The organism is Alloprevotella sp. Lung230 (genome assembly GCF_014385435.1).
GTDB lineage: Bacteria > Bacteroidota > Bacteroidia > Bacteroidales > Bacteroidaceae > Alloprevotella.
The window spans coordinates 29,670-48,324 of record NZ_JACSUD010000004.1; the positions used below are offsets into that span (position 1 = coordinate 29,670).

General features: G+C 58.3%; 18 protein-coding genes and 1 pseudogene. 14 read left to right on the plus strand and 5 right to left on the minus strand.

Annotation, left to right across the window (positions count from 1 at the left end; all coding sequences use genetic code 11):
• Nucleotides 1-398: 398 nt before the first annotated feature.
• From fabG to H8527_RS03760, 11 genes are all read left to right on the plus strand, one after another.
• The gene (gene fabG / locus H8527_RS03710) at nt 399-1,127 is read left to right on the plus strand and encodes a 3-oxoacyl-ACP reductase FabG (protein ID WP_187545713.1); all 729 of its coding nucleotides are present in this window, start codon (nt 399-401) and stop codon (nt 1,125-1,127) included.
• Between the two features lie 34 nt (nt 1,128-1,161).
• Nucleotides 1,162-2,385 (plus strand): beta-ketoacyl synthase, encoded by a 1,224-nt coding sequence (locus H8527_RS03715; RefSeq protein WP_187545714.1) that lies wholly within the window; start codon nt 1,162-1,164, stop codon nt 2,383-2,385.
• Nucleotides 2,386-2,405: 20 nt separating this feature from the next.
• Nucleotides 2,406-3,503 carry a class I SAM-dependent methyltransferase gene (locus H8527_RS03720; RefSeq protein WP_187545716.1) on the plus strand — a complete coding sequence of 366 codons (1,098 nt, stop codon included), beginning with the start codon at nt 2,406-2,408 and terminating at the stop codon, nt 3,501-3,503.
• Between the two features lie 114 nt (nt 3,504-3,617).
• Nucleotides 3,618-3,863: an acyl carrier protein gene (locus tag H8527_RS03725; protein WP_187545718.1), complete on the plus strand. Its 246-nt coding sequence runs from the start codon at nt 3,618-3,620 to the stop codon at nt 3,861-3,863.
• A complete protein-coding gene (locus H8527_RS03730; RefSeq protein ID WP_187545719.1) occupies nt 3,860-4,774 on the plus strand; it encodes a lysophospholipid acyltransferase family protein in 915 nt (304 codons plus the stop codon). The genes H8527_RS03725 and H8527_RS03730 overlap by 4 nt, the downstream gene beginning before the upstream one ends.
• Complete coding sequence (locus tag H8527_RS03735; RefSeq protein WP_222935107.1) at nt 4,767-5,210, plus strand: pseudouridylate synthase; 444 nt, start codon at nt 4,767-4,769, stop codon at nt 5,208-5,210. Before H8527_RS03730 ends, H8527_RS03735 begins: the two co-directional genes overlap by 8 nt.
• A gap of 205 nt (nt 5,211-5,415) precedes the next feature.
• Nucleotides 5,416-5,871 (plus strand): thioesterase family protein, encoded by a 456-nt coding sequence (locus H8527_RS03740; protein ID WP_187545721.1) that lies wholly within the window; start codon nt 5,416-5,418, stop codon nt 5,869-5,871.
• Nucleotides 5,868-7,622: a beta-ketoacyl synthase N-terminal-like domain-containing protein gene (locus tag H8527_RS03745; protein ID WP_187545723.1), complete on the plus strand. Its 1,755-nt coding sequence runs from the start codon at nt 5,868-5,870 to the stop codon at nt 7,620-7,622. The genes H8527_RS03740 and H8527_RS03745 overlap by 4 nt, the downstream gene beginning before the upstream one ends.
• A gap of 27 nt (nt 7,623-7,649) precedes the next feature.
• Nucleotides 7,650-7,907 (plus strand): phosphopantetheine-binding protein, encoded by a 258-nt coding sequence (locus H8527_RS03750; protein WP_187545725.1) that lies wholly within the window; start codon nt 7,650-7,652, stop codon nt 7,905-7,907.
• Entirely contained in the window at nt 7,904-9,640 is a 1,737-nt protein-coding gene (locus tag H8527_RS03755; protein ID WP_187545727.1) for a beta-ketoacyl synthase N-terminal-like domain-containing protein, read from the plus strand. Before H8527_RS03750 ends, H8527_RS03755 begins: the two co-directional genes overlap by 4 nt.
• A complete protein-coding gene (locus H8527_RS03760; protein WP_187545732.1) occupies nt 9,619-9,972 on the plus strand; it encodes an EamA family transporter in 354 nt (117 codons plus the stop codon). The genes H8527_RS03755 and H8527_RS03760 overlap by 22 nt, the downstream gene beginning before the upstream one ends.
• A gap of 204 nt (nt 9,973-10,176) precedes the next feature.
• Here the strand turns inward: H8527_RS03760 and H8527_RS03765 are convergent, their stop codons facing one another.
• The 5 genes from H8527_RS03765 to H8527_RS03785 form a co-directional block, all read right to left on the minus strand.
• Nucleotides 10,177-11,346 (minus strand): OmpA family protein, encoded by a 1,170-nt coding sequence (locus tag H8527_RS03765; protein WP_187545734.1) that lies wholly within the window; start codon nt 11,344-11,346, stop codon nt 10,177-10,179.
• Nucleotides 11,347-12,098: 752 nt separating this feature from the next.
• A complete protein-coding gene (lptC, locus tag H8527_RS03770; protein WP_187545735.1) occupies nt 12,099-12,734 on the minus strand; it encodes an LPS export ABC transporter periplasmic protein LptC in 636 nt (211 codons plus the stop codon).
• A gap of 17 nt (nt 12,735-12,751) precedes the next feature.
• The gene (locus H8527_RS03775; RefSeq protein ID WP_187545737.1) at nt 12,752-14,047 is read right to left on the minus strand and encodes a hypothetical protein; all 1,296 of its coding nucleotides are present in this window, start codon (nt 14,045-14,047) and stop codon (nt 12,752-12,754) included.
• Between the two features lie 36 nt (nt 14,048-14,083).
• A complete protein-coding gene (locus tag H8527_RS03780) occupies nt 14,084-14,800 on the minus strand; it encodes a type III pantothenate kinase (RefSeq protein ID WP_187545739.1) in 717 nt (238 codons plus the stop codon).
• Nucleotides 14,797-16,923, minus strand: a complete 2,127-nt coding sequence (locus H8527_RS03785; RefSeq protein WP_187545740.1) for a family 20 glycosylhydrolase — start codon at nt 16,921-16,923, stop codon at nt 14,797-14,799. Before H8527_RS03785 ends, H8527_RS03780 begins: the two co-directional genes overlap by 4 nt.
• A 153-nt stretch (nt 16,924-17,076) precedes the next feature.
• Here H8527_RS03785 and H8527_RS03790 point away from each other — a divergent pair, with 153 nt between their 5' ends.
• The 3 genes and pseudogenes from H8527_RS03790 to folB all read left to right on the plus strand — a co-directional run bounded on the left by H8527_RS03790 (nt 17,077) and on the right by folB (nt 18,626).
• Nucleotides 17,077-17,517 (plus strand): hypothetical protein, encoded by a 441-nt coding sequence (locus H8527_RS03790; RefSeq protein ID WP_187545742.1) that lies wholly within the window; start codon nt 17,077-17,079, stop codon nt 17,515-17,517.
• Nucleotides 17,518-17,764: 247 nt separating this feature from the next.
• A pseudogene (locus H8527_RS03795) lies at nt 17,765-18,193 on the plus strand (ribonucleoside-diphosphate reductase, adenosylcobalamin-dependent); the annotation flags it as partial.
• Between the two features lie 61 nt (nt 18,194-18,254).
• Nucleotides 18,255-18,626: a dihydroneopterin aldolase gene (gene folB, locus H8527_RS03800; RefSeq protein WP_187545743.1), complete on the plus strand. Its 372-nt coding sequence runs from the start codon at nt 18,255-18,257 to the stop codon at nt 18,624-18,626.
• The last annotated feature ends 29 nt before the right edge of the window (nt 18,627-18,655 follow it).

Here is an 18,655-nt window from a genome sequence, read left to right on the forward strand (position 1 = left end):
CGGTTCTCCGCGGCTGCTCCATCGGCTTTCGGGAGTGCATCAGACGTATTGAAACTCCAAGTTTCATACGTTGAAACACTGAGTTTCAGACGCTGAAACACCAAGTTTCAAGCGCTGAAACACCGAGTTTCAGGCGTTGAAACTCTACTTACTCACGGCAGAGGGGTCGGAAGGAGGCCGAAAAGGAGGGGCGGCGAGCCTTCTGCGCGCTCACGGCCGCCCCTTCTGCACAGCGCCCACTGCGCACGGAAATGGCATAAAAGCGCAAGAAAGAATGGTGTAAACAAGAGTTTTTTCGTACTTTTGCACGCGCCTGCATCCACCACCGGGCTTTCCTGCCCGCTTCGTGCAGCGCTTCATCCCTCGTTTTTCCACCTCGACATTCCCCCTTCTCTCTTATGAAATATGCCCTCGTCACCGGCGGTTCGCGCGGCATCGGACGCGCTGTCTGCCTTCGCCTGGCCGCCATGGGACTGCCCGTGATCATCAACTACGTGAGCAACGACGCCGCTGCCCAAGAAACCCGAGCCGACATCCTCGCCCAAGGCGGAAGCGCCGAACTGCTCAAAGCCGACGTCGCCCGCCCCGAAGCCATCGAAACCGCGCTGGAAGAGTGGGAGGCCGCCCATCCCGACGACTTCATCGGCGTGCTGGTGAACAACGCCGGTATCCGCCGCGACAACCTGATGGTCTTCATGCAGGACGCCGACTGGCACAGCGTGATGGACACCACCCTCAACGGCTTCTTCTACACCACCCGACGCCTGCTCAAGAACATGATGACCCACCGCGAAGGACGCATCGTCAACATTGCTTCGCTCTCCGGCCAGAAGGGAGTGCCCGGACAGGTGAACTATTCGGCCGCCAAAGGGGCCCTCATCGCGGCCACCAAAGCGCTGGCACAGGAACTGGCGCCGCGCAAAATCACCGTCAACGCCGTAGCGCCCGGCTTCATTGAAAGCGACATGACGGCCGACCTCGACGAGCAGAAGCTCAAAGCGCTGGTGCCGATGCGCCGCTTCGGTCGGGCCGAAGAGGTGGCGGCGCTCGTGGCTTTCCTCATCGGCAGCGATGCGGCCTACATCACCGGCGAGGTGGTGAGCATCAACGGCGGCATGTACACTTAACCTCCTTTTTTTCACACCCCTACCCTTTTTCCTTATGAACACAAAACGAGTGGTCATCACCGGCATCGGCATCTGGTCGTGTCTGGGCAAGAATGTTGAGGAAGTGGCGCAAGCCCTGCGCGAAGGTCGTTCGGGCATCGGCATCGACCCCGAGCGCACGACCTACGGCTATCAGTCGGCCCTGACGGGCATCGTGGAGCGCCCGCGGCTCAAAGGTCTGCTCGACCGCCGCCTGCGCAATGGGTTGGCCGAAGAGGGCGAATATGCCTTCATGGCCGCCCGCGAAGCCTTTGCCATGGCCGGCGTGGACGAGACTTATCTCGACCGCAACGAGGTGGGTTGCCTCTTCGGCAACGACTCTTCCTCCACACCGGTCATCGAAGCGGCCGACATCATGCGGGAGAAGCACGACACGGCCTTGCTCGGCAGCGGCTACATCTTCCAGTCGATGAACTCGACCGTGACGATGAACCTCACCACCATCTTCCGCCTTCGCGGCATCAACTTCACCGTCAGCGCCGCCTGCGCCAGCGGCAGCCACGCCATCGGACTGGGCTGCATGCTCATCCGTCAGGGGCTGCAGGAGATGGTGCTCTGCGGCGGTACGCAGGAGGTGAACAAGTATTCGATGGCCACGTTCGACGCCTTGGGGGCTTTTTCCAAACGGATGGACGACCCGCAACGCGCCTCCCGTCCCTTCGACCACGACCGCGACGGCCTCGTGCCGGGCGGCGGGGGTGCAGCGCTTGTGCTGGAGGAGTACGACCACGCCGTGGCGCGCGGTGCCCACATCCTTTGCGAAGTCGTGGGCTATGGATTCTCGGGCAACGGCGGCGGTATCTCGCAGCCCAGCGACGAGGGTTCGTTCATCGCCATGCAGCGTGCCCTCGACGATGCCGGTCTCTCCCCCGATGCCGTGGACTATGTCAATGCCCACGCCACCTCCACACCGCAGGGCGACAGCTTCGAAGCCATCGCCCTCGACCGCCTCTTTGCCGGCAAAAAGGCGTGGATCAGCAGCACCAAGGGCATGACGGGCCACGAATGCTGGATGGCCGGGGCGAGCGAAATTGTCTACAGCATCCTGATGATGCAGGGCGGATTTGTCGCCCCCAACCTCAACTTTGAGCACCCCGATGAGCATTCGGCCAAGCTCCGCCTTGCCACCACCACGCAGGAAGCGCGGCTGGACGTGGTGCTCAGCAACTCCTTCGGCTTCGGCGGCACCAACTCGGCGCTCGTCATCCGCCGAGTCTAACCCCCTCACCTCTCCTCCTTATGCACCTCTTTCCCAACGTCGAAAAGCGCTATTCCCACGAGCAACTCTCCGCCCTCGAAGCACAACGCATGGCCCAGTTTATTGCTTGGAGCCCCGTGGTGTTTCAAGTGTCGCGCCTGCTCTTGAAGTGGAACGTGCTCACCCTGGTCCGCGAAAGCCGCGAGGGGCTGACGCTCGAAGCCCTCATGGAAGCCACTGGTCTTTCGCGCTACGCCCTGACCATCCTCACCGATGCGGCGCTGAGCATCGGCCTGCTCCTCATCGACCCCGCCACCGACCGCTTCCGGCTCTCCAAGACCGGCTGGTTCTTGCTCACCGACGAGGGGACGCGCGCCAACCTCGCTTTCAACCACGATGTGAACTACCGCGGTCTCTTTCACCTCGAAGAAGCTCTCCAAGAAGGGCGCCCCGCGGGGCTGAAGACCCTCGGCGACTGGAGCACCATCTACGAAGGCCTTTCCCAACTCCCGCCCGAGGTGCAGCAGAGTTGGTTCGGTTTCGACCACTTCTACAGCGACCACTCGTTCGACGAAGCCCTGCCCATTGTCTTCTCCACCCGCCCCCACCGGCTCATGGACGTGGGCGGCAACACCGGTCGCTTCGCCCTGCGCTGCGTGGCGCACGATCCACAGGTGGAGGTCACCATCGTTGACCTCCCCGGCCAGATAGACATGATGCGCCGTAACGTGGCCGACCATTCCGGCGCCGACCGCATCCACGCCCACGCCACCAACCTCTTGGCGCCCGATGCCACGCTGCCCGAGGGTCAGACGTGGGATGTCATTTGGATGAGCCAATTCCTCGATTGCTTCTCGGAAGCGGAGATTTGCGCCATCCTCACCCGCACTGCCGCGGTGATGACGCCTGCCACACACCTCTACATCATGGAAACCTTCTGGGATCGGCAGCACTTCGAGACGGCTTCGTTCTGCCTGACGATGACGAGTGTCTACTTCACCACCATGGCCAACGGCAACAGCAAGATGTATCATTCCGACCGCATGGTCGCGCAAATCAAAAAGGCCGGTCTGCAAGTGGCGCGCACCTACGACCACCTCGGCCCCGGCCACTCCATCCTCGAAGTGGTGAAGCCCTGAGCGCCACTGTCCCCATCCTACGGCGCACCCCGCAGCAGCGGCATGGGCGCCCCTCATCGGAAGTGCTGTTCTTCCGCTCTTTCCCCTAATTTTCATTCTATCATTCCTCCTTTTATGACGCGTACTGAAATCGAAGAAAAAGTAAGAGAGTTCCTCATCGACGACCTGGAAATCGATGAAGAAAAGATTGTGCCGGAAGGCAAACTCAAAGACGACCTGGGCATCGACAGCCTGGATTTTGTCGACATCGTGGTGATTATCGAGCGGAAGTTCGGCTTCAAAATCAAGCCCGAAGAGATGGCCGGTGTGGTCACGCTCCGCCAATTCTGCGACTACATCGAAAGCAAGGTGGGCGAATGAAGCAAGCGTGGCAGGGCCACACCGATGGCAACCGCTGGATGCAGCAGCAACTCATCCGCTGCTTCCGCTTCCTCCATCTCCGCATTTACTATGCGGGGGTCTCTGTGGTCGTGCTGTTCTACATGCTCTTAGCGCCTGGTTTCCGCCCCTCCTATCGGTTCTACCGCCGCCGACTGCAACAAGGCCGCCTTCGCGCCCTCCGTTCTTCCTATCTCAACCACTACCGCTTCGGGCAGGTCATCATCGACCGCTTTGCGTGCTATGCCGGCCTGCACTTCGACATCGAGGTGGAGCACAAAGCGCGCTTTCAGCAGTTGGCCGATGGGCCTGACGCTTTCGTGATGCTCAGTGCCCACGTGGGCAACTACGAACTGGCAGGCTACTCGCTGGCCTTCTCCACCAAGACGCTCCACGCGTTGGTCTTCGCCGGCGAGACAGCCACCGTGATGGAAAACCGCCGCATTCAGTTCGGCCGCACCCACATTGAGATGATTCCGCTTCGAGACGACCTGAGCCATCTCTTTCGGCTCAACAATGCCATTGTCGAGGGCGATGTCGTGAGCCTGCCGGCCGACCGCTGCCATGGTTCGGAGAAGTCGGTGGAATGCTCGTTTTTCGGAGCACCGGCCCACTTTCCCCTCGGTCCGTTTGCCCTCATCGATGGGCGACGGCTGCCGGCGCTGGCCGTCTTCGTGATGAAAGAAGATGTCCGGCGCTACCGCCTCTTTGTAGAGCAACTCAGTCTGCCGACCGCCGACCGGCCGCGGGCAGAGCGCATCCGACATCTCGCTCAGCAATATGCCACCCTGCTGGAGACCTACGTGCGCCGCTATCCCGAACAGTGGTTCAACTTCTACGACTTCTGGGCTCGCCCCTCCTCTTCTTTCGCTCCCTCCCCCCGCCATGATTGATTTCCATACTCTTCCTGCACCGGCCGACGTCGATGTCCGCACGCTCCTGCCGCAACAACCGCCCTTTGTGATGGTCGATACATTGGTGCACTTCGGTGAGCGCACCACGACGTGCGCTCTCACGGTGAGGCCCGACAACCTCTTTTGCGACGAAGGCTGCTTTTCGCCTGCCGGCATCACCGAAAGCATCGCCCAGACCTGCGCCGTTCGTTTGGGGTTTTACAACAAATACGTGCTGCACCAAGCGGTGCAAATCGGCTACATCGGTGCCATCCGCGACCTCACCTTCCACCGCCTGCCCCGAGTGGGCGAGAGGCTCGACACCACTGTCACCATCTGCGAAGAGGTGATGGGGATGACGCTCGCCGAGGCCGTCGTCGAAGTTGATGGCGAGCGCATTGCCGAAGCCTGGTTCAAAATCGCCCTGCAACCTTAAAAAGTTGCCGCGCTCCCTCAAAAACTTATTTTCCTCAAAGATAATCTATAAACCAAGGTTTGGTTTATGTAATTCAAAGTTTGGTTTATGTAAACCAAAGCTTGGTTTATATAATTCAAGGTTTGGTTTATAGTTTACTCCTTACCCATGGAAGTTTTTCGACTTCCGACAAAGGTTTGTTTCGCAGACCTTTTCTCCTCACCTTATGGCCACAAATCCTGCAACTCTTCCCCTCACCGCCTCCAAGGAATTTGATGTGCGCTTCAGCGAAGTGGACGCCATGAATGTGGTGTGGCATGGGGCTTATCCTCTCTACTTTGAGGATGCCCGCGAAGCCTTTGGCACACGCTATGGTTTGGAATATATGACCATCGCGCGTCACGGCTATTTTGCCCCACTCGTGGAACTCAACTTCCGCTACCTCCGTCCTTTGCGCTACGAGCATCGCTACCGCATCGACATCATCTACCGCCCCACCGAGAGTGCGAAAATCATCTTCGACTACGCCATTCACGACATCGCGACCGACGAACTGATGGCCACGGGACACAGTGTGCAGGCGTTTATGGACAAAGCGTATCAGTTGCAATGGTATCGCCCGGACTTCTACCGCGAATGGCAGGAACGATGGGGGATACTTGACTTTCCCGACAAACTATGACCTACTGCATCGCCCACAACATCACCTCGCCGCTGGGCAGCACGAGCCAAGCCAACTTCCAAGCGGTCCGTACCGGAAGCAGTGCCCTCCGCCGCCATCAGCACCGAGGGCTGCCCGAAGCCTTTTGGGGAGCACTCTTTGAGGAGAATGAGGTGGAGGAGCGGTTTTCGACGGCTTTCCCCGATGCCGCCCCCGATGCCTTCACACGGTTCGAACAACTGGCCTTGATGTCCATCTGCGAAGCCCTCTCCCACACCTCCGTCCGCCTCGACAGCGACGACACTCTGCTGGTGCTCTCGACGACCAAAGGCAATGTCGAGCTGCTCGATCCCATCCTCCGCCCCGACCTGCCGCGGGAGCGCGTGTGCCTCAGCGTGGCGGCCGAAGTCATCGCGACCCAACTGCACCACCGCGGCACGCCCGTGGTCGTTTCCAACGCCTGCATCTCGGGCGTCTCTGCACTTGTGGTGGCTTCGCGCTTGTTGGAAAGCGGCCGTTGGCGCCACGCGGTGGTCTGCGGTTGCGATGTGCAGTCGGCTTTCATCGTGTCGGGCTTTCAGTCCTTCAAAGCGCTGAGCGATGCGCCCTGCCGCCCCTTCGATGCCGACCGCACCGGACTGAACCTCGGCGAAGCGGCTGCAACGATGGTGCTCACCACCGACAAGCAGTTGGCCACGTCCTCCTCTTGGCACCTCGCGGTCGGCGTTGTGCGCAACGATGCCAACCACATCTCCGGCCCATCGCGAACGGGCGAAGGAAGCTATCTCGCGCTGCGCGATGTGCTTGCTGCCGGCCAGTGCACACCGGCCGATTTGGCCTTTGTCAATGTCCACGGCACAGCCACGGCCTACAACGACGAGATGGAAGCCATCGCCCTCTCGCGGGCAGGAATGGAAGCCGTCCCCGTCAACGCCTTGAAAGGGGTCTTCGGCCACACGATGGGCGCTGCGGGAGTGCTCGAAAGCATCCTCTCGATGCAGGCGGTCGAAGCGGGGGTGGTGCTCCCCACGCGCGGATTTTCCCACCTCGGTGTGAGTCATCCCATAGCCGTGAGCACCGACGAACGTCCCACCTGCGGGCAGCAGTTCGTCAAGATGTTGTCGGGCTTCGGTGGGTGCAACGCCGCTATGCTCTTTGCCCACGGTGAGCAACCTTTGTCTGCTCCCTCCACCACTCACCGCCCCACCCTCGCCCCGCTCCACACCGTCCGCATCACGCCTACGAGCGTTGCGGTGGACGGCACACCACGCCCGGTTTCTGGCGAAGGTGGTGCGCTCTTGGTGGCGCTCTACAAGTCCCTGGCCATCGCCTATCCGAAATTCTACAAGATGGACGCGCTCTGCCGCCTGGGCTTCCTCGCGGCAGAATTGTTGATGAATGCCCTCGCCCCCGACGAACGTTGTCATCTCGAACAGACGGCCGTCATGCTGGTGGGGCGGAGCGGTTCGCTCCTCTCGGACACCAAGCACCAAGCAGCCATACAGTCGTCCACGGCTTTCTTTCCCAGTCCGGCAGTTTTTGTCTACACACTGCCCAATATCGTGTCGGGCGAAATCGCCATCCGACACCACTTCCTGGGCGACACCACCTGCTTTATGGCCGAAAGCAAAGCACCGGAACAAATCGCCCTCCTGCTCGACACCATCACCCACGACCCGCAGGCACGCCATCTACTGGGTGGATGGCTCGAATGCACCGACGAAGCTCACTTCGAAGCCGAACTCACCTTCTACGACCTTCGCCCCGCTTAAACTCGCTCCTTTACACACTTATATTATATGGACACTCTCAAAGAACAACTCAAACAGCAAATCATCGAAGCCCTTTCGCTCGAAGACCTCACTCCTGCCGACCTCATCGACGATGCTCCGCTTTTCGGTGAAGGGCTGGGACTGGACTCCATCGACGCCCTCGAACTCATCGTGCTTTTGGAAAAGGAATACGGCATCCGCCTGAACAATCCCGCCGAAGGCAAAGCGGTCTTCGCTTCGATTGACGCCATGGCCGACTACATCACTCAACACCGCACCCGATGATTGCCATCACAGGAGCCGGCATCGTGTCGGCCATCGGCCACAACACCGCCGAGGTGCTCGCCTCCCTGCGGCAGGCCACGGACGGCATCGCGCCGGTTCGTCAGCTCGACACGCGCCATCGTGAACTCCCGGTCGGTGAAGTGAAACTCACCAATGCCGAACTCGCTGAGCAAACCGGTGCTGCCACAGAGGTGCAATCACGCACTGCTCTACTGGGCATCTTAGCACTGGGCGAAGCGCTGGCACAAGCCGGACTCACCGCGGCCGACCTCCCCACCACAGCACTCGTGTCGGGCACTACCGTGGGCAGTATGGACGTCGTAGAGCGGCTTTATACGGTGGAAAGCAAAGTTCCCCATCTCGGCGATTGTGCGGCAGTGACCGAACAAACTGCCCGCCACTTCGGCCACTTCGGATTCGTCACCACTTGCAGCACTGCCTGTTCCTCGGCGGCCAACGCCTTCATCCTCGGCGCTCACCTCATCCGCAGCGGCCGTTTCGACCGCGTGGTGGTGGGCGGCAGCGAGTGTCTTTCGCGCTTCCATGTCAATGGTTTCCACTCGCTGATGATTCTCGACAGCAATCCCTGCCGACCTTTCGATGCCCATCGTGCCGGACTCAATCTGGGAGAAGGGGCTGCTTTTATGGTGCTCGAAAGCGAAGCCGCCGCCCGCCGCCGCGGTGCACACATCCTGGCCATGCTCTCGGGCTGGGGCAACGCCTGCGATGCCTACCACCAAACGGCCTCCTCGGAGGATGGAGAAGGTGCTTTCCTCGCCATGCAGCAAGCCCTGGCCACAGCAGGGCTTGCCCCCACCGACATCGGCTACATCAATGCCCACGGCACCGGAACGCCCAACAACGATGCGAGCGAATGCGCTGCCATCGCCCGTCTCTTCGGGGCAGCCCCTCCCCCATTCTCTTCCACCAAGTCGGCCACGGGACACACCACCAGTGCATCGGGCGCCATCGAAATGGTCATCTGTCTGCTCGCCCTCCGGCACGGTTTCCTCCCGGCCAACCTCCATTGGCAAAACCCCATGCCCGAGGGTTTTGTCCCCGTCACCCGACCGACTCCGGCACAGCTCCGCCACGTGCTGTGCAATTCCTTTGCCTTTGGCGGCAACGACACCACACTCATCCTCTCCACACCCAACCACCGAATGCCCGAACGCGCGCCGGCTCCTCGACCGGTCTACGTCAAAGCCGCCCTGCGGTATGCCGACATTCCGACCGACGAACTCCCGCGCATCCCGCCGATGGTGGCGCGCCGACTGAGCGGTGTGCTCAAGCGCGCTCTGCTCTCCTCCCTCACCCTGCTCCGCCGCATCGGAGTGGAGCGTCCGGCGGCCATCGTCACCGGAACGGCCATGGGATGTGTCGACGACACCCGCCGCTTTCTCATCGACATGATCGAACAGGACGAACAGTGGCTCAAACCCACACACTTCATTCATTCCACCCACAACACCATCAGCAGCCTCATTGCCATCCACACCCACGCTCACGGCTACAACAGCACCTACTCCCATGGTGCCGACTCGTTCACCGCGGCCTTGCTCGATGCCTACTTGCAAATCGGGCAAGGGCGCATCGACAACGCTTTGGTCGGAGCACACGATGAGGACGACGACTCCATCGTGTTCTATCTCGATGCCGACCCTGACAATGCCCTCTGCACCATCGATGGAGTGCTCAATCTCTCGGAACTATGTGGACGTTGCTTCTCTTAGCCCTCCTCCAGTCGGCCCTCTTGGCGCTCGGGCAGGTGGCGCTCAAACTGGCTTTGTCCTCCTTCCCACCGCTCGAATGGTCGTGGCATTGCGTTGCCTCCATCCTCACCAATGGGTGGTTTGCCGCTTGCGGTCTTTGCTTCGGCACGGCTTCTTTGCTATGGACGTACATGGTCAAGCACTTTCCGCTTTCTGCCGCCTATCCACTATTGAGTCTGAGTTACGTCATGGGGCTGCTGGCCGCTGCTTTTATTTTTCACGAGCACATCCCCCTCACCCGATGGATTGGTGTTGCCCTCATCTTGATGGGTGTCTTCCTCGTGGCACGATAGTCAACACCAAGACTTCTCCTTCCTCCTTCTCCACAGAAAAACTCCTAAGCTTTTCAGCAAAAGCTTAGGAGTTTTTCGTAAAAAGCTTAGGAGCTTCTTGAAGAGAGATTATAAGTTAATTCCAAGTGAATGGAAGGAAAACGAAAATCCCCCGACATCCTACTAAGAGAGGATGTCGGGGGAAGCTTATGAATACCTGTGTGCTTATTCTGCGATGCAGATTACAACACGGTTGTCATCGTTGTTGGGGAAAGGTTGAACGGTGTCACCCTTAGAATCCTTCGTGATGCGGCTGGCAGCGATGTTCTTCTTGATGAGAGCATTGAAGACAGCATTTGCACGCTGCTGAGCGATGCGCTTGTTCACGAGAGCAGTACCGGTACCCTTGTCAGCGTAACCCGTGATGGCAACGCGAGCGTTGGGGTTGGCGTTGAGGTAAGCCACAACTTCGTTGACCTTAACGAGTTCGGTAGCAGAGATCTTAGCAGAGTTGATCTTGAAGAATACGTTCTTCGTGATGTTCTTGGGAGCAGGTGCGGGAGCGGGAGCAGGTGCGGGAGCAGGTGCAGGTGCGGGAGCAGGTGCAGGTGCGGGAGCAGGCTCGGGAGCAGGTGCGGGCTCGGGAACAACAGGAGCAGGAACGTAAGTGTTGATGGGCTCGGTGTTGATGTGACCGATGCGGTAGCTTACGCCGGCGAAAGCGTTGAACTGCCAGTCGAGGTTACCCTTCTTGGTAGAACCCACGAACTTGCCGTTTACATAGTTTTCGCTGCTCTTAGAGTTGAAACGGTCGTCAGTAGCAGTGGCGAGAGCTTCAACGTTGAGCGAAAGACGCTTGCTGAGGCGGAAGTCTACTTGCAAACCACCACGAGCACCCCAAGTGTTGAGCTTGTTGTCTTCCCAAGCGAGGGTCATTTGGCGAGGGTTGGCAGCGTGCCAGTCGCGCGCGTTTTGGTTCTTGATGCCATGGAGATAGCTCACACCGAGGATGGCATTGAGGGTTACGGGACGGTTGGGGTTGTAACCAGCGAAGAGAGAGTTAACGTCCACAACGAGGTCGAGACCGGCCTGAGCGTAGTTCCACTTGTAGGTTTCGGCTTTACCGTTGAACTTGAAGTCCCAGCCATTCTTGCCTTCCCAGCCGCTCACGTGTACACGAGCGCCAAAAGCGGGAGCAAAACGATAGCCTACAGAAACTGCGGCAGCGGGAGTAATCATGTCGGTGAACTTGTCAAAGCCACCGAGAGAGTAGCCCGCACCACCCTGAAGCTGGACAGTCCAGTAAGGGTTGAATTCATACTTGGGACTTTCCTGTGCGGAAGCTCCAAGCGAAACTGCTGCGAGAGCAGCTACGAGAAGAGTTCTAAACTTCATAATAGAATAAATTTATAAATTTATGAATTTGATTTGGTCAGATTTTATTCGCTGCAAAGTTAGTACTTTTTAGTCTGCCTGCAAATGTTTTGTGTAGAAAAAACGACATGATGGGGCATAAACAGAGGAAAATCGCGTTTTTCGGCCATTTTTTGACAGGTATATATGCTATTCCGGGATAAAATAGGCCCTCTGCCCATCATTTCGGGTGCACTGTCGACAAGGGCATAGGAAATAAAAACACCTACTTCTGAGGTAAATGAAATTATCTCTGAGGTAAATGAAATTATCTCTGAGGTAGATGAAACTACTCTTGAGACAAATGGCGTTCCTTCCCCTACCCTCGTTGCTCGGTTTCTCACGCGCGCGTCACTCTCTGTAATCCTTGCTTTTTGCCTTCACTGCCTTCACCTCTTCTCTAAACCACTCATAGAAAGAGGCTTACGGTGAAAGCACATAAAGGGAACAAATGAAGGAGGGGAGAAGCAGCGAGCAAGAAAGGTGAAAGCAGGTGAAGGCAAATGCTTTCTCTTGCCTTCACCCTTAATCCAAAGAATATCAACGGATTGGCTACCTCGGTGAAGGAGTGAAGGATGAAAACACAATACTATATAGGGTATACGCGCGCGTACGCGAGAGAAAGTCTATAAGAAACACGCCTCAAGAAGTCTCATAACGAGTTCATCCTCAAATCACATTGATTTTATCTTCCAACAACCAAGCCACCATTTTGGATGGACTGCAAGCTCAAGTTATTTACCGGGCACGGATTGGACTTCTGTTGTTGAGGACTGCGAGGCAGGCTCTGAGGTAGGGGTCGCCGGTGCTGTCGGAGAAGACATACTCTTGGGGAGAGGGATAAAACCACGGGAGCGAATCACTTCGTAGCGCATCAGTTGTTCGTCGGAGCGGAAGCGGTCGCCTTGTATGTCGCGGTCGGGGGTGGTGATGTGCATGTAGACGTTGGAGTAGAACTCATGGCGGCTCATGTCCCAAAACAGTTGCTGGCTGCGGTAGAGCGTGCCATTCTCAAGATTGCGCACCCGAACGCGGCCGCGGAGTTCCCATAGATTTTGGTCGTACCAGTAGGCTGTGTCGGCCGTGATGTAGAGGTTCACCTTAAACTGATTGTCATAGCGCTCCAAGAAGACGCCCTTCACAAACTCCTGACGGGGTGGGTGGGTTTTGTCGTAGACTTTCCATTCCTCGGTGAGGATTTTGTAGCGCGTGATGCCCGAATCGCTGATGAGTTTCGAAACGCCATAACTCACCATCACCGGGAGCGAGTCGCGATGGCGCACGGCACGCCCCTGAGGCGGAGCATCGTTGCCACACCCCAAGAAGGTGATGCCCATGAGGAGGAAAAGCAAGGAGAGGAGATGACGCATGAAGAGAGGGGCAGAACTTAGTTGATTTTCCACTTTTGGAACCAACGTTCGTTAAAGGTGATGCCGACAGAGAGGCGGAGGTAGTTTTCGGTGATTTGTCCGGGCATCTGGGGCTTGACGTGCTCCCACTGCGCGGAGAGATTGAGGAAACTACGGTTGTTGTGGAGTGTGAGGATGGGAAGACCTACGCCAAGCCCCACGGCATAGGTGCGCGGGCCGGGCTGGCCTTTGATGCGAGCATAGGGCGAGGAGTAGGACGCACCGAGGCGGTAGCGCACACGACCGCTCCACGTGAAGCCGTCCGGATCATCGACATATTCCGCACCGAAGTTCACCTTGTGGCTGTTGTCATATTGTCCCTTCATGGCGGTATAGGAGAGCGTGTTGTTTTGTTCTTTCAGCGTAGGCGCTGTGCAGTCGTTCCAAAGTTGGCGCGTGTAGTCAATGCCGACACGCAGGCGATTGTTCCACTGCCAGGCCAGTCCGGCTCCGAAAGTGTGGGGCAACTGGTAGGCATCGTGGAGGGTGAGGGTGTCGGGGGCTTCGGTGCCACGACGGTTGTAGAAATAAGAAGTGCCGTTGAGGCGGTGTCCCAAGCCGTAGGTGAGACCGAGGGTGAAGCGGTGCTTACTGCCCACGGGAAGGGTGTATTGCAGACCGGTTTCGAGGTTGTAGGAGCGCACTTCGTTGTCGTAGGTGCGGCTGAGGGGTTGCACCGTTGCATCGCTGTAGGAGTTGGTGGCTGTGTGGGTGAGCGTCCCCCAAAGATAGGAGAAGTTTACACCGACGGCCAGCGGTTTCCAAGGCGAGTAGCCCAGCCCGACGTAGGCTTCGTGCAGGCCGCCATCACCGACATAGTGGGTGGTGGGAGTGATTTTCCCAGAAAGGCCGTGGCTGATGGGAGCTCCTTTTGTCGTGATGTCGTAGCCCACGGAGGTGAGGGGACGCAATCCCAGACTGATACCGAAGTTGCGCGCCAAACGGAAACCCATGGCGAGATAGTCGAACTGTGCCGTGTGACGATTGATTTTGTTGCCTCCGGCATTGAGGTTGGCATTTTGCAGCGAGAGGCCGACGTCCATCAAGAACGTCAGCGAGTCGATGCGCGCCAACGATGCGGGGTTTTGCAGGTTGAGTTGTCGTCCATCGGCCATACCCAGCCCCACACCACCCATACCTTTGTTGAAGCCCAAGGAGCGGTCGGCAGGAAGTCCCAGTCCGTAGCGGGAGTAGGGGGAAGTGGTGCCCGTCTCTTGTGCGGCGGCTGTGAGGGCAAGTGCGCCCCAAGCAATGAGGAGAAATATCTTCTTCATGAACAATAATAATAGTGGTGAGATGGTCAGAGTTCATCAGAGCTGTGCAAGTCCTCTGGCCACGAGAAAATCGTCTGCAAAGATGCAACTTTCTGATGAGATATGAAAATTAAAACGATTGCCACCCGTTAAAAAAGCGCAAATGCTTCCATATTGCGCTTGCAGTCGGCGGATGTAGCCTTCGATTTCGAAACTGATGCCTCGGACCACGCCGCTCCGCAGGGCGGTGTCGGTACTGGTGCCGAGCAGTGGGGTTTCGCCTTCGGCCTCGGCAAGAGGTAGGCGGGCTGTAAACTCGTGCAGGGCACGCAGCCGCATGGCTACTCCGGGGCTGATGTTGCCGCCCAGATAGCAGCCCTCGTGCGTGAGGACATCGAAGGTGATGCACGTTCCGGCATCGATGACAAGCAATGTGCAGTCGGAGCGCAAAGCACGAGCGCCCAGCACAGCTGCGAGGCGGTCGGCACCGAGGGTTTCAGGGGTGGTGTAGTCTATGGTGATGCCCTGCGGCGGCCGAAGGGGTGAGAGTTGTTTGACGGTGAGGGGAAGTTGCGCCAAATAGCGCTCCAACAATGGGAGCGGTGCGGCCACCGAGCACCAGCAAAGTCGGGTGATGGCCGGATGGTGCTGCAACATCTTCGCGATTGCGGTGATGCAATCGGCATGCACGCACGTCCGATGTTCTTTCACCGTGTCGCCATCAAAAAGCACCAGTTTTGCGCAGGTGTTGCCAAGGTCGAGAGTGAGGGTCATTGCACTACAATTTCGTCGGTGAACAGCCAACCGCCGAAAGCGGAAGGCGTGGCTTGGATGCGGAGATAGCGGGCGCGAACCGCTTTCGGACGCTGCACGCGGAAGGTGCGGATGTCAGGCTGTCGAGTGCGTACCGAAGAGAAAAGGGCTTCGCCCATCGGGTGGAAGTCGATGCCATCGGTCGATGTCGCCACGCGGAAGGCCGAGGGGTAGAAAATCTCGGGGTTGCACACCTGCATGAAATCGGCACTGACGGACGTGATGCGCTGCACCCGGCCGAGGTCGAGCGTAACGTCAAATGTGGGAGAAGAAGTATCGCTGCCTGAACGGATGAAGCCCTGCCAGCGTCCATCGTGGTAGCTCCACCCACCATGGTGTCCATCGGTGAGGGTCAGAGCGGCGGCAGCGGGATAAACTTCGGCATAAGGCACATGGTAGACCACGGTTGCTCCTTCGGCCAAATGGTGTCGCACACGAAAGGCTTCGGCCCGTTGTCCCACTTCGGTGGTGAGGTCGAAAGGCTGCACGCCCAAAGCCCTCAGACGGGGCGTTTGGGCGATGGTTGCTTGACGCAGTTCGGCCACCGGACGTGTGCGACGGCCGCACCAGCCGATTTCGGCCAAGGCCAACAAGCGCGGATAGAGCATACGTTGTGCGGCAGCCGGTGTGGGGACATATTCCGTCCAAAGGTTGCCCTGCACGCCCAGCATCCGCGAGCGCAAGGAGTCGGGAAGGAGCGCACCGTGGGGAAACTGCGCCACATCGTCAAAAGGAAGGTAGCCACCGATGGCTTCGGGCTGCGAAGGCGGTGCGTCCTGGTAAAAGTCGAAGTAGCAATGTGAAGCCGGTGCGAGCACGACATCGTGTCCCAACGCGGCAGCGCGCTGCGCCATCTCCTTGTTGCGCCACACCATCACGGCAGCGTGTTTCGGCAGCAGTGAGTCGACCACCTCGTCCCACCCCATCATCCGGCGGCCGTGGGCAGCAAGAAAATCGGCCATGTGGCGCATCAGTACCGCTTGCAAGCGGTGGAGTTGCGCTTCGGTGGGCGTAAGGAGCGAATCGGCCGGTGCAACAATCCCCTCTTCCATCATCCGACGACGACACAGCGGGCAGTGCTTCCAGTCGGCCTTTCCCGCCTCGTCGCCCCCCAGATGAAGGTAGCGTGAAGGGAACACGTCCATCATCTCGGTGAGCACCCCTTCGAGAAAAGCATAGGTTTGTGGGTTGCCGGGACAGAAGTCGGCCGCTTTGTAAGGGACGTGCGTACAAGAGAGATTGGGATAGGCGGTGAGCACCTCTTCCGAGTGGGCGGGCATTTCAATCTCCGGCACAATCTCCACGCCGCGCTCTGCCGCAAAAGCCACCAGCTCGCGCAACTGAGCCTGGGTGTAGTAGCCACCATAGGCATTGGGCGATCCCTCCTCGACATATCGCCGGCCGCCGTTCCACCACGCTTCCCACGAGGCATCGGTGCGCCAAGCCCCGAGTTGGGTGAGGCGAGGGTAGCGCAAGATTTCCATGCGCCACCCGGCTGCATCGGTGAGGTGGAGGTGCAACCGATTGAGTTTGAAGGCGGCCATCGTTTCCACCTGCTGTTTGAGAAAATCCAAGGGGTAGAAGTGACGACTCACATCAATCATCGCACCTCGCCAAGCGTAGGAGGGAGCATCGTCAATGTCGGCACAGGGGAGCGTGCCGTTTTCGCTCCGCAGTTGGACGAGAGTTTGCAAGGCCCGAAGGCGGCCGAGACGACCGGTGGCCCGCACCACCACACTATCGGGAGTGATGTGGAGGGCGTAGGCTTCAAGAGATTTTACACCCGACGGTTGCAAAGGTTGCAGAGAAAAGACCGCGGGCGGTCGGTGGGCGTGTTTGGCGACCGAATTTGTAGAAATCGGTGCCGCAATCTGCCGAAAGTAGGCCAATAGTCCGGCATCACCTTGCACAGCGTCCGGAGCAGTCATCCCTGCCACGCGGCTCTCTCCGGGTCGATAAGAGAGCGACTGCGGACGTGGAAGCAACAGCTGTTCGTTCTCCCCGACGGCACTATCGCTCTGCGCTGCCGCTGTAAGCGAAAAGAGCGAAATCATCGATAAAACCAGCAAAGAGAGGGCCGACATAAGCAGAAATGGTTTGTATTTCGCGCAAAGTTACGTCCAAAAAAGAAAAAAAGCAAATTTTATTTTGCTTTTTGGTACGTAGAGACTATCTTTGCTGTGGAATAGGCAGGAGAAGCACGTTGGCTTCTCTTTCCGATACAACAACATTGTGCCATGAACGCTTCAGAACAAACCTACCACCAGATTGAGCGCGCGCTCAAAAAAACAGCGGCAAAATGCCCCACCTTGGCCGAAGATCCCATCCTCACCGACCTCTACCTGCAAGTGAAGCAGGACAGCGGTGAGCTTCTCGTTTTTGACGATGACGACCACGAACTGACGCGTTGCGTGGTGGAAGAGTGGATAGACAACAACGAAGAGAACTTCTATGCCGAAGTGCAGCCCATCCTGCGCAAAGTCATCGAGGAGCAAAAGGCACTAATCGACAGTATCCACATCCTTCGCCCCTATTCGTTTGTCTTGGTGGACGAGGATTTCGAAACCATCGCCGAACTCTATTTGGTGGACGACGACACCCTCATCCTGAGCCACGAACTGATGGAAGGTCTTTCCGACGACTTGGACAAGTTCTGGCAGGAATTGTCGAAAATGTAACCCCCCGGCCACGAAAATGAACAACACTCAAAATGCTCGTTATACGCCCGACGACCTGCTGCGCCTCGCCCACGAGCTCGTCCAAATCGACATCTCGCTCTCGGGCGAAGACGTGATGGGACATCTCAAAGCAAAGATGCAGCAAGACCCCGACGGCAGCTACCTGCCCGCCCCTCACAGCAACGCCCTTTCCGACCGCATCACCGCAGCGCTCTACCACCTGTTGCTTTGGCGCATGCAGACCGGTACTCGCGTGCGTCCGCAATCGCTGGAATGCGATGTGTGGCGCTTTCAAAACAAAAAAGAGAAATGGGTGGCGTTCGTCGGATTGCTTGACGGACGCCCCTACGAGATTTTTACGGGACTGCAAGACGATGACGACGGCATCGTGCTCCCCAAAAGCGTCAACAACGGCTGGATTGTCAAGAATTTCAACGCCGACGGCACCACACGCTACGACTTTGCCTTCCAAAACCGCCGCGGCTACAAGATCACGGTCGAAGGGCTTTCGGCGCGCTTCAACAAGGAGTATTGGAACTACGCCAAACTCATCTCCGGCGTCCTGCGCTACCAAATGCCGGTGGACAATGTCGTCCACCTCATCGACTCTCTCCAGCTTGAGAGCGACACCATCAACACGTGGAAGTCGGGCGTGGTGCGCGCTTTGAAGAAATACACCAACACCGACGAGACCGACGATCCCGCGGCCGAAGTTTAGTGCTCCTTATCCTACGCCTATGCACCTCCAATCCACCGAAATCCTCCTGCGTGATTTGCGCTTCTACGCCCGCCACGGCGTGCTGGAACAAGAGCGCACGGTGGGCAACGCCTACACCGTCAACCTCACGTTGCGGCTGTCCGACGCCGGCGCCGCCGTTTTCGACGACCGTCTTGACGGCACCATCAGCTATGCTGAAGTCTACGCCTTGGTGCGCGAAGAGATGCACACGCCCTCGTCTCTCCTCGAACACGTGGCCGGACGCATCCTCCGCCGCCTTTTCGAAACTTTCGATCTCTTGGAGCATGCCGTGGTTGAGGTGTGCAAGGACAACCCACCGATGAGCGCCCATACCGCCGGCTGCTGCGCACGCCTCACCGCCACACGCTAATCCCCACTTCCCCCTCCTTTTTCTCCCTG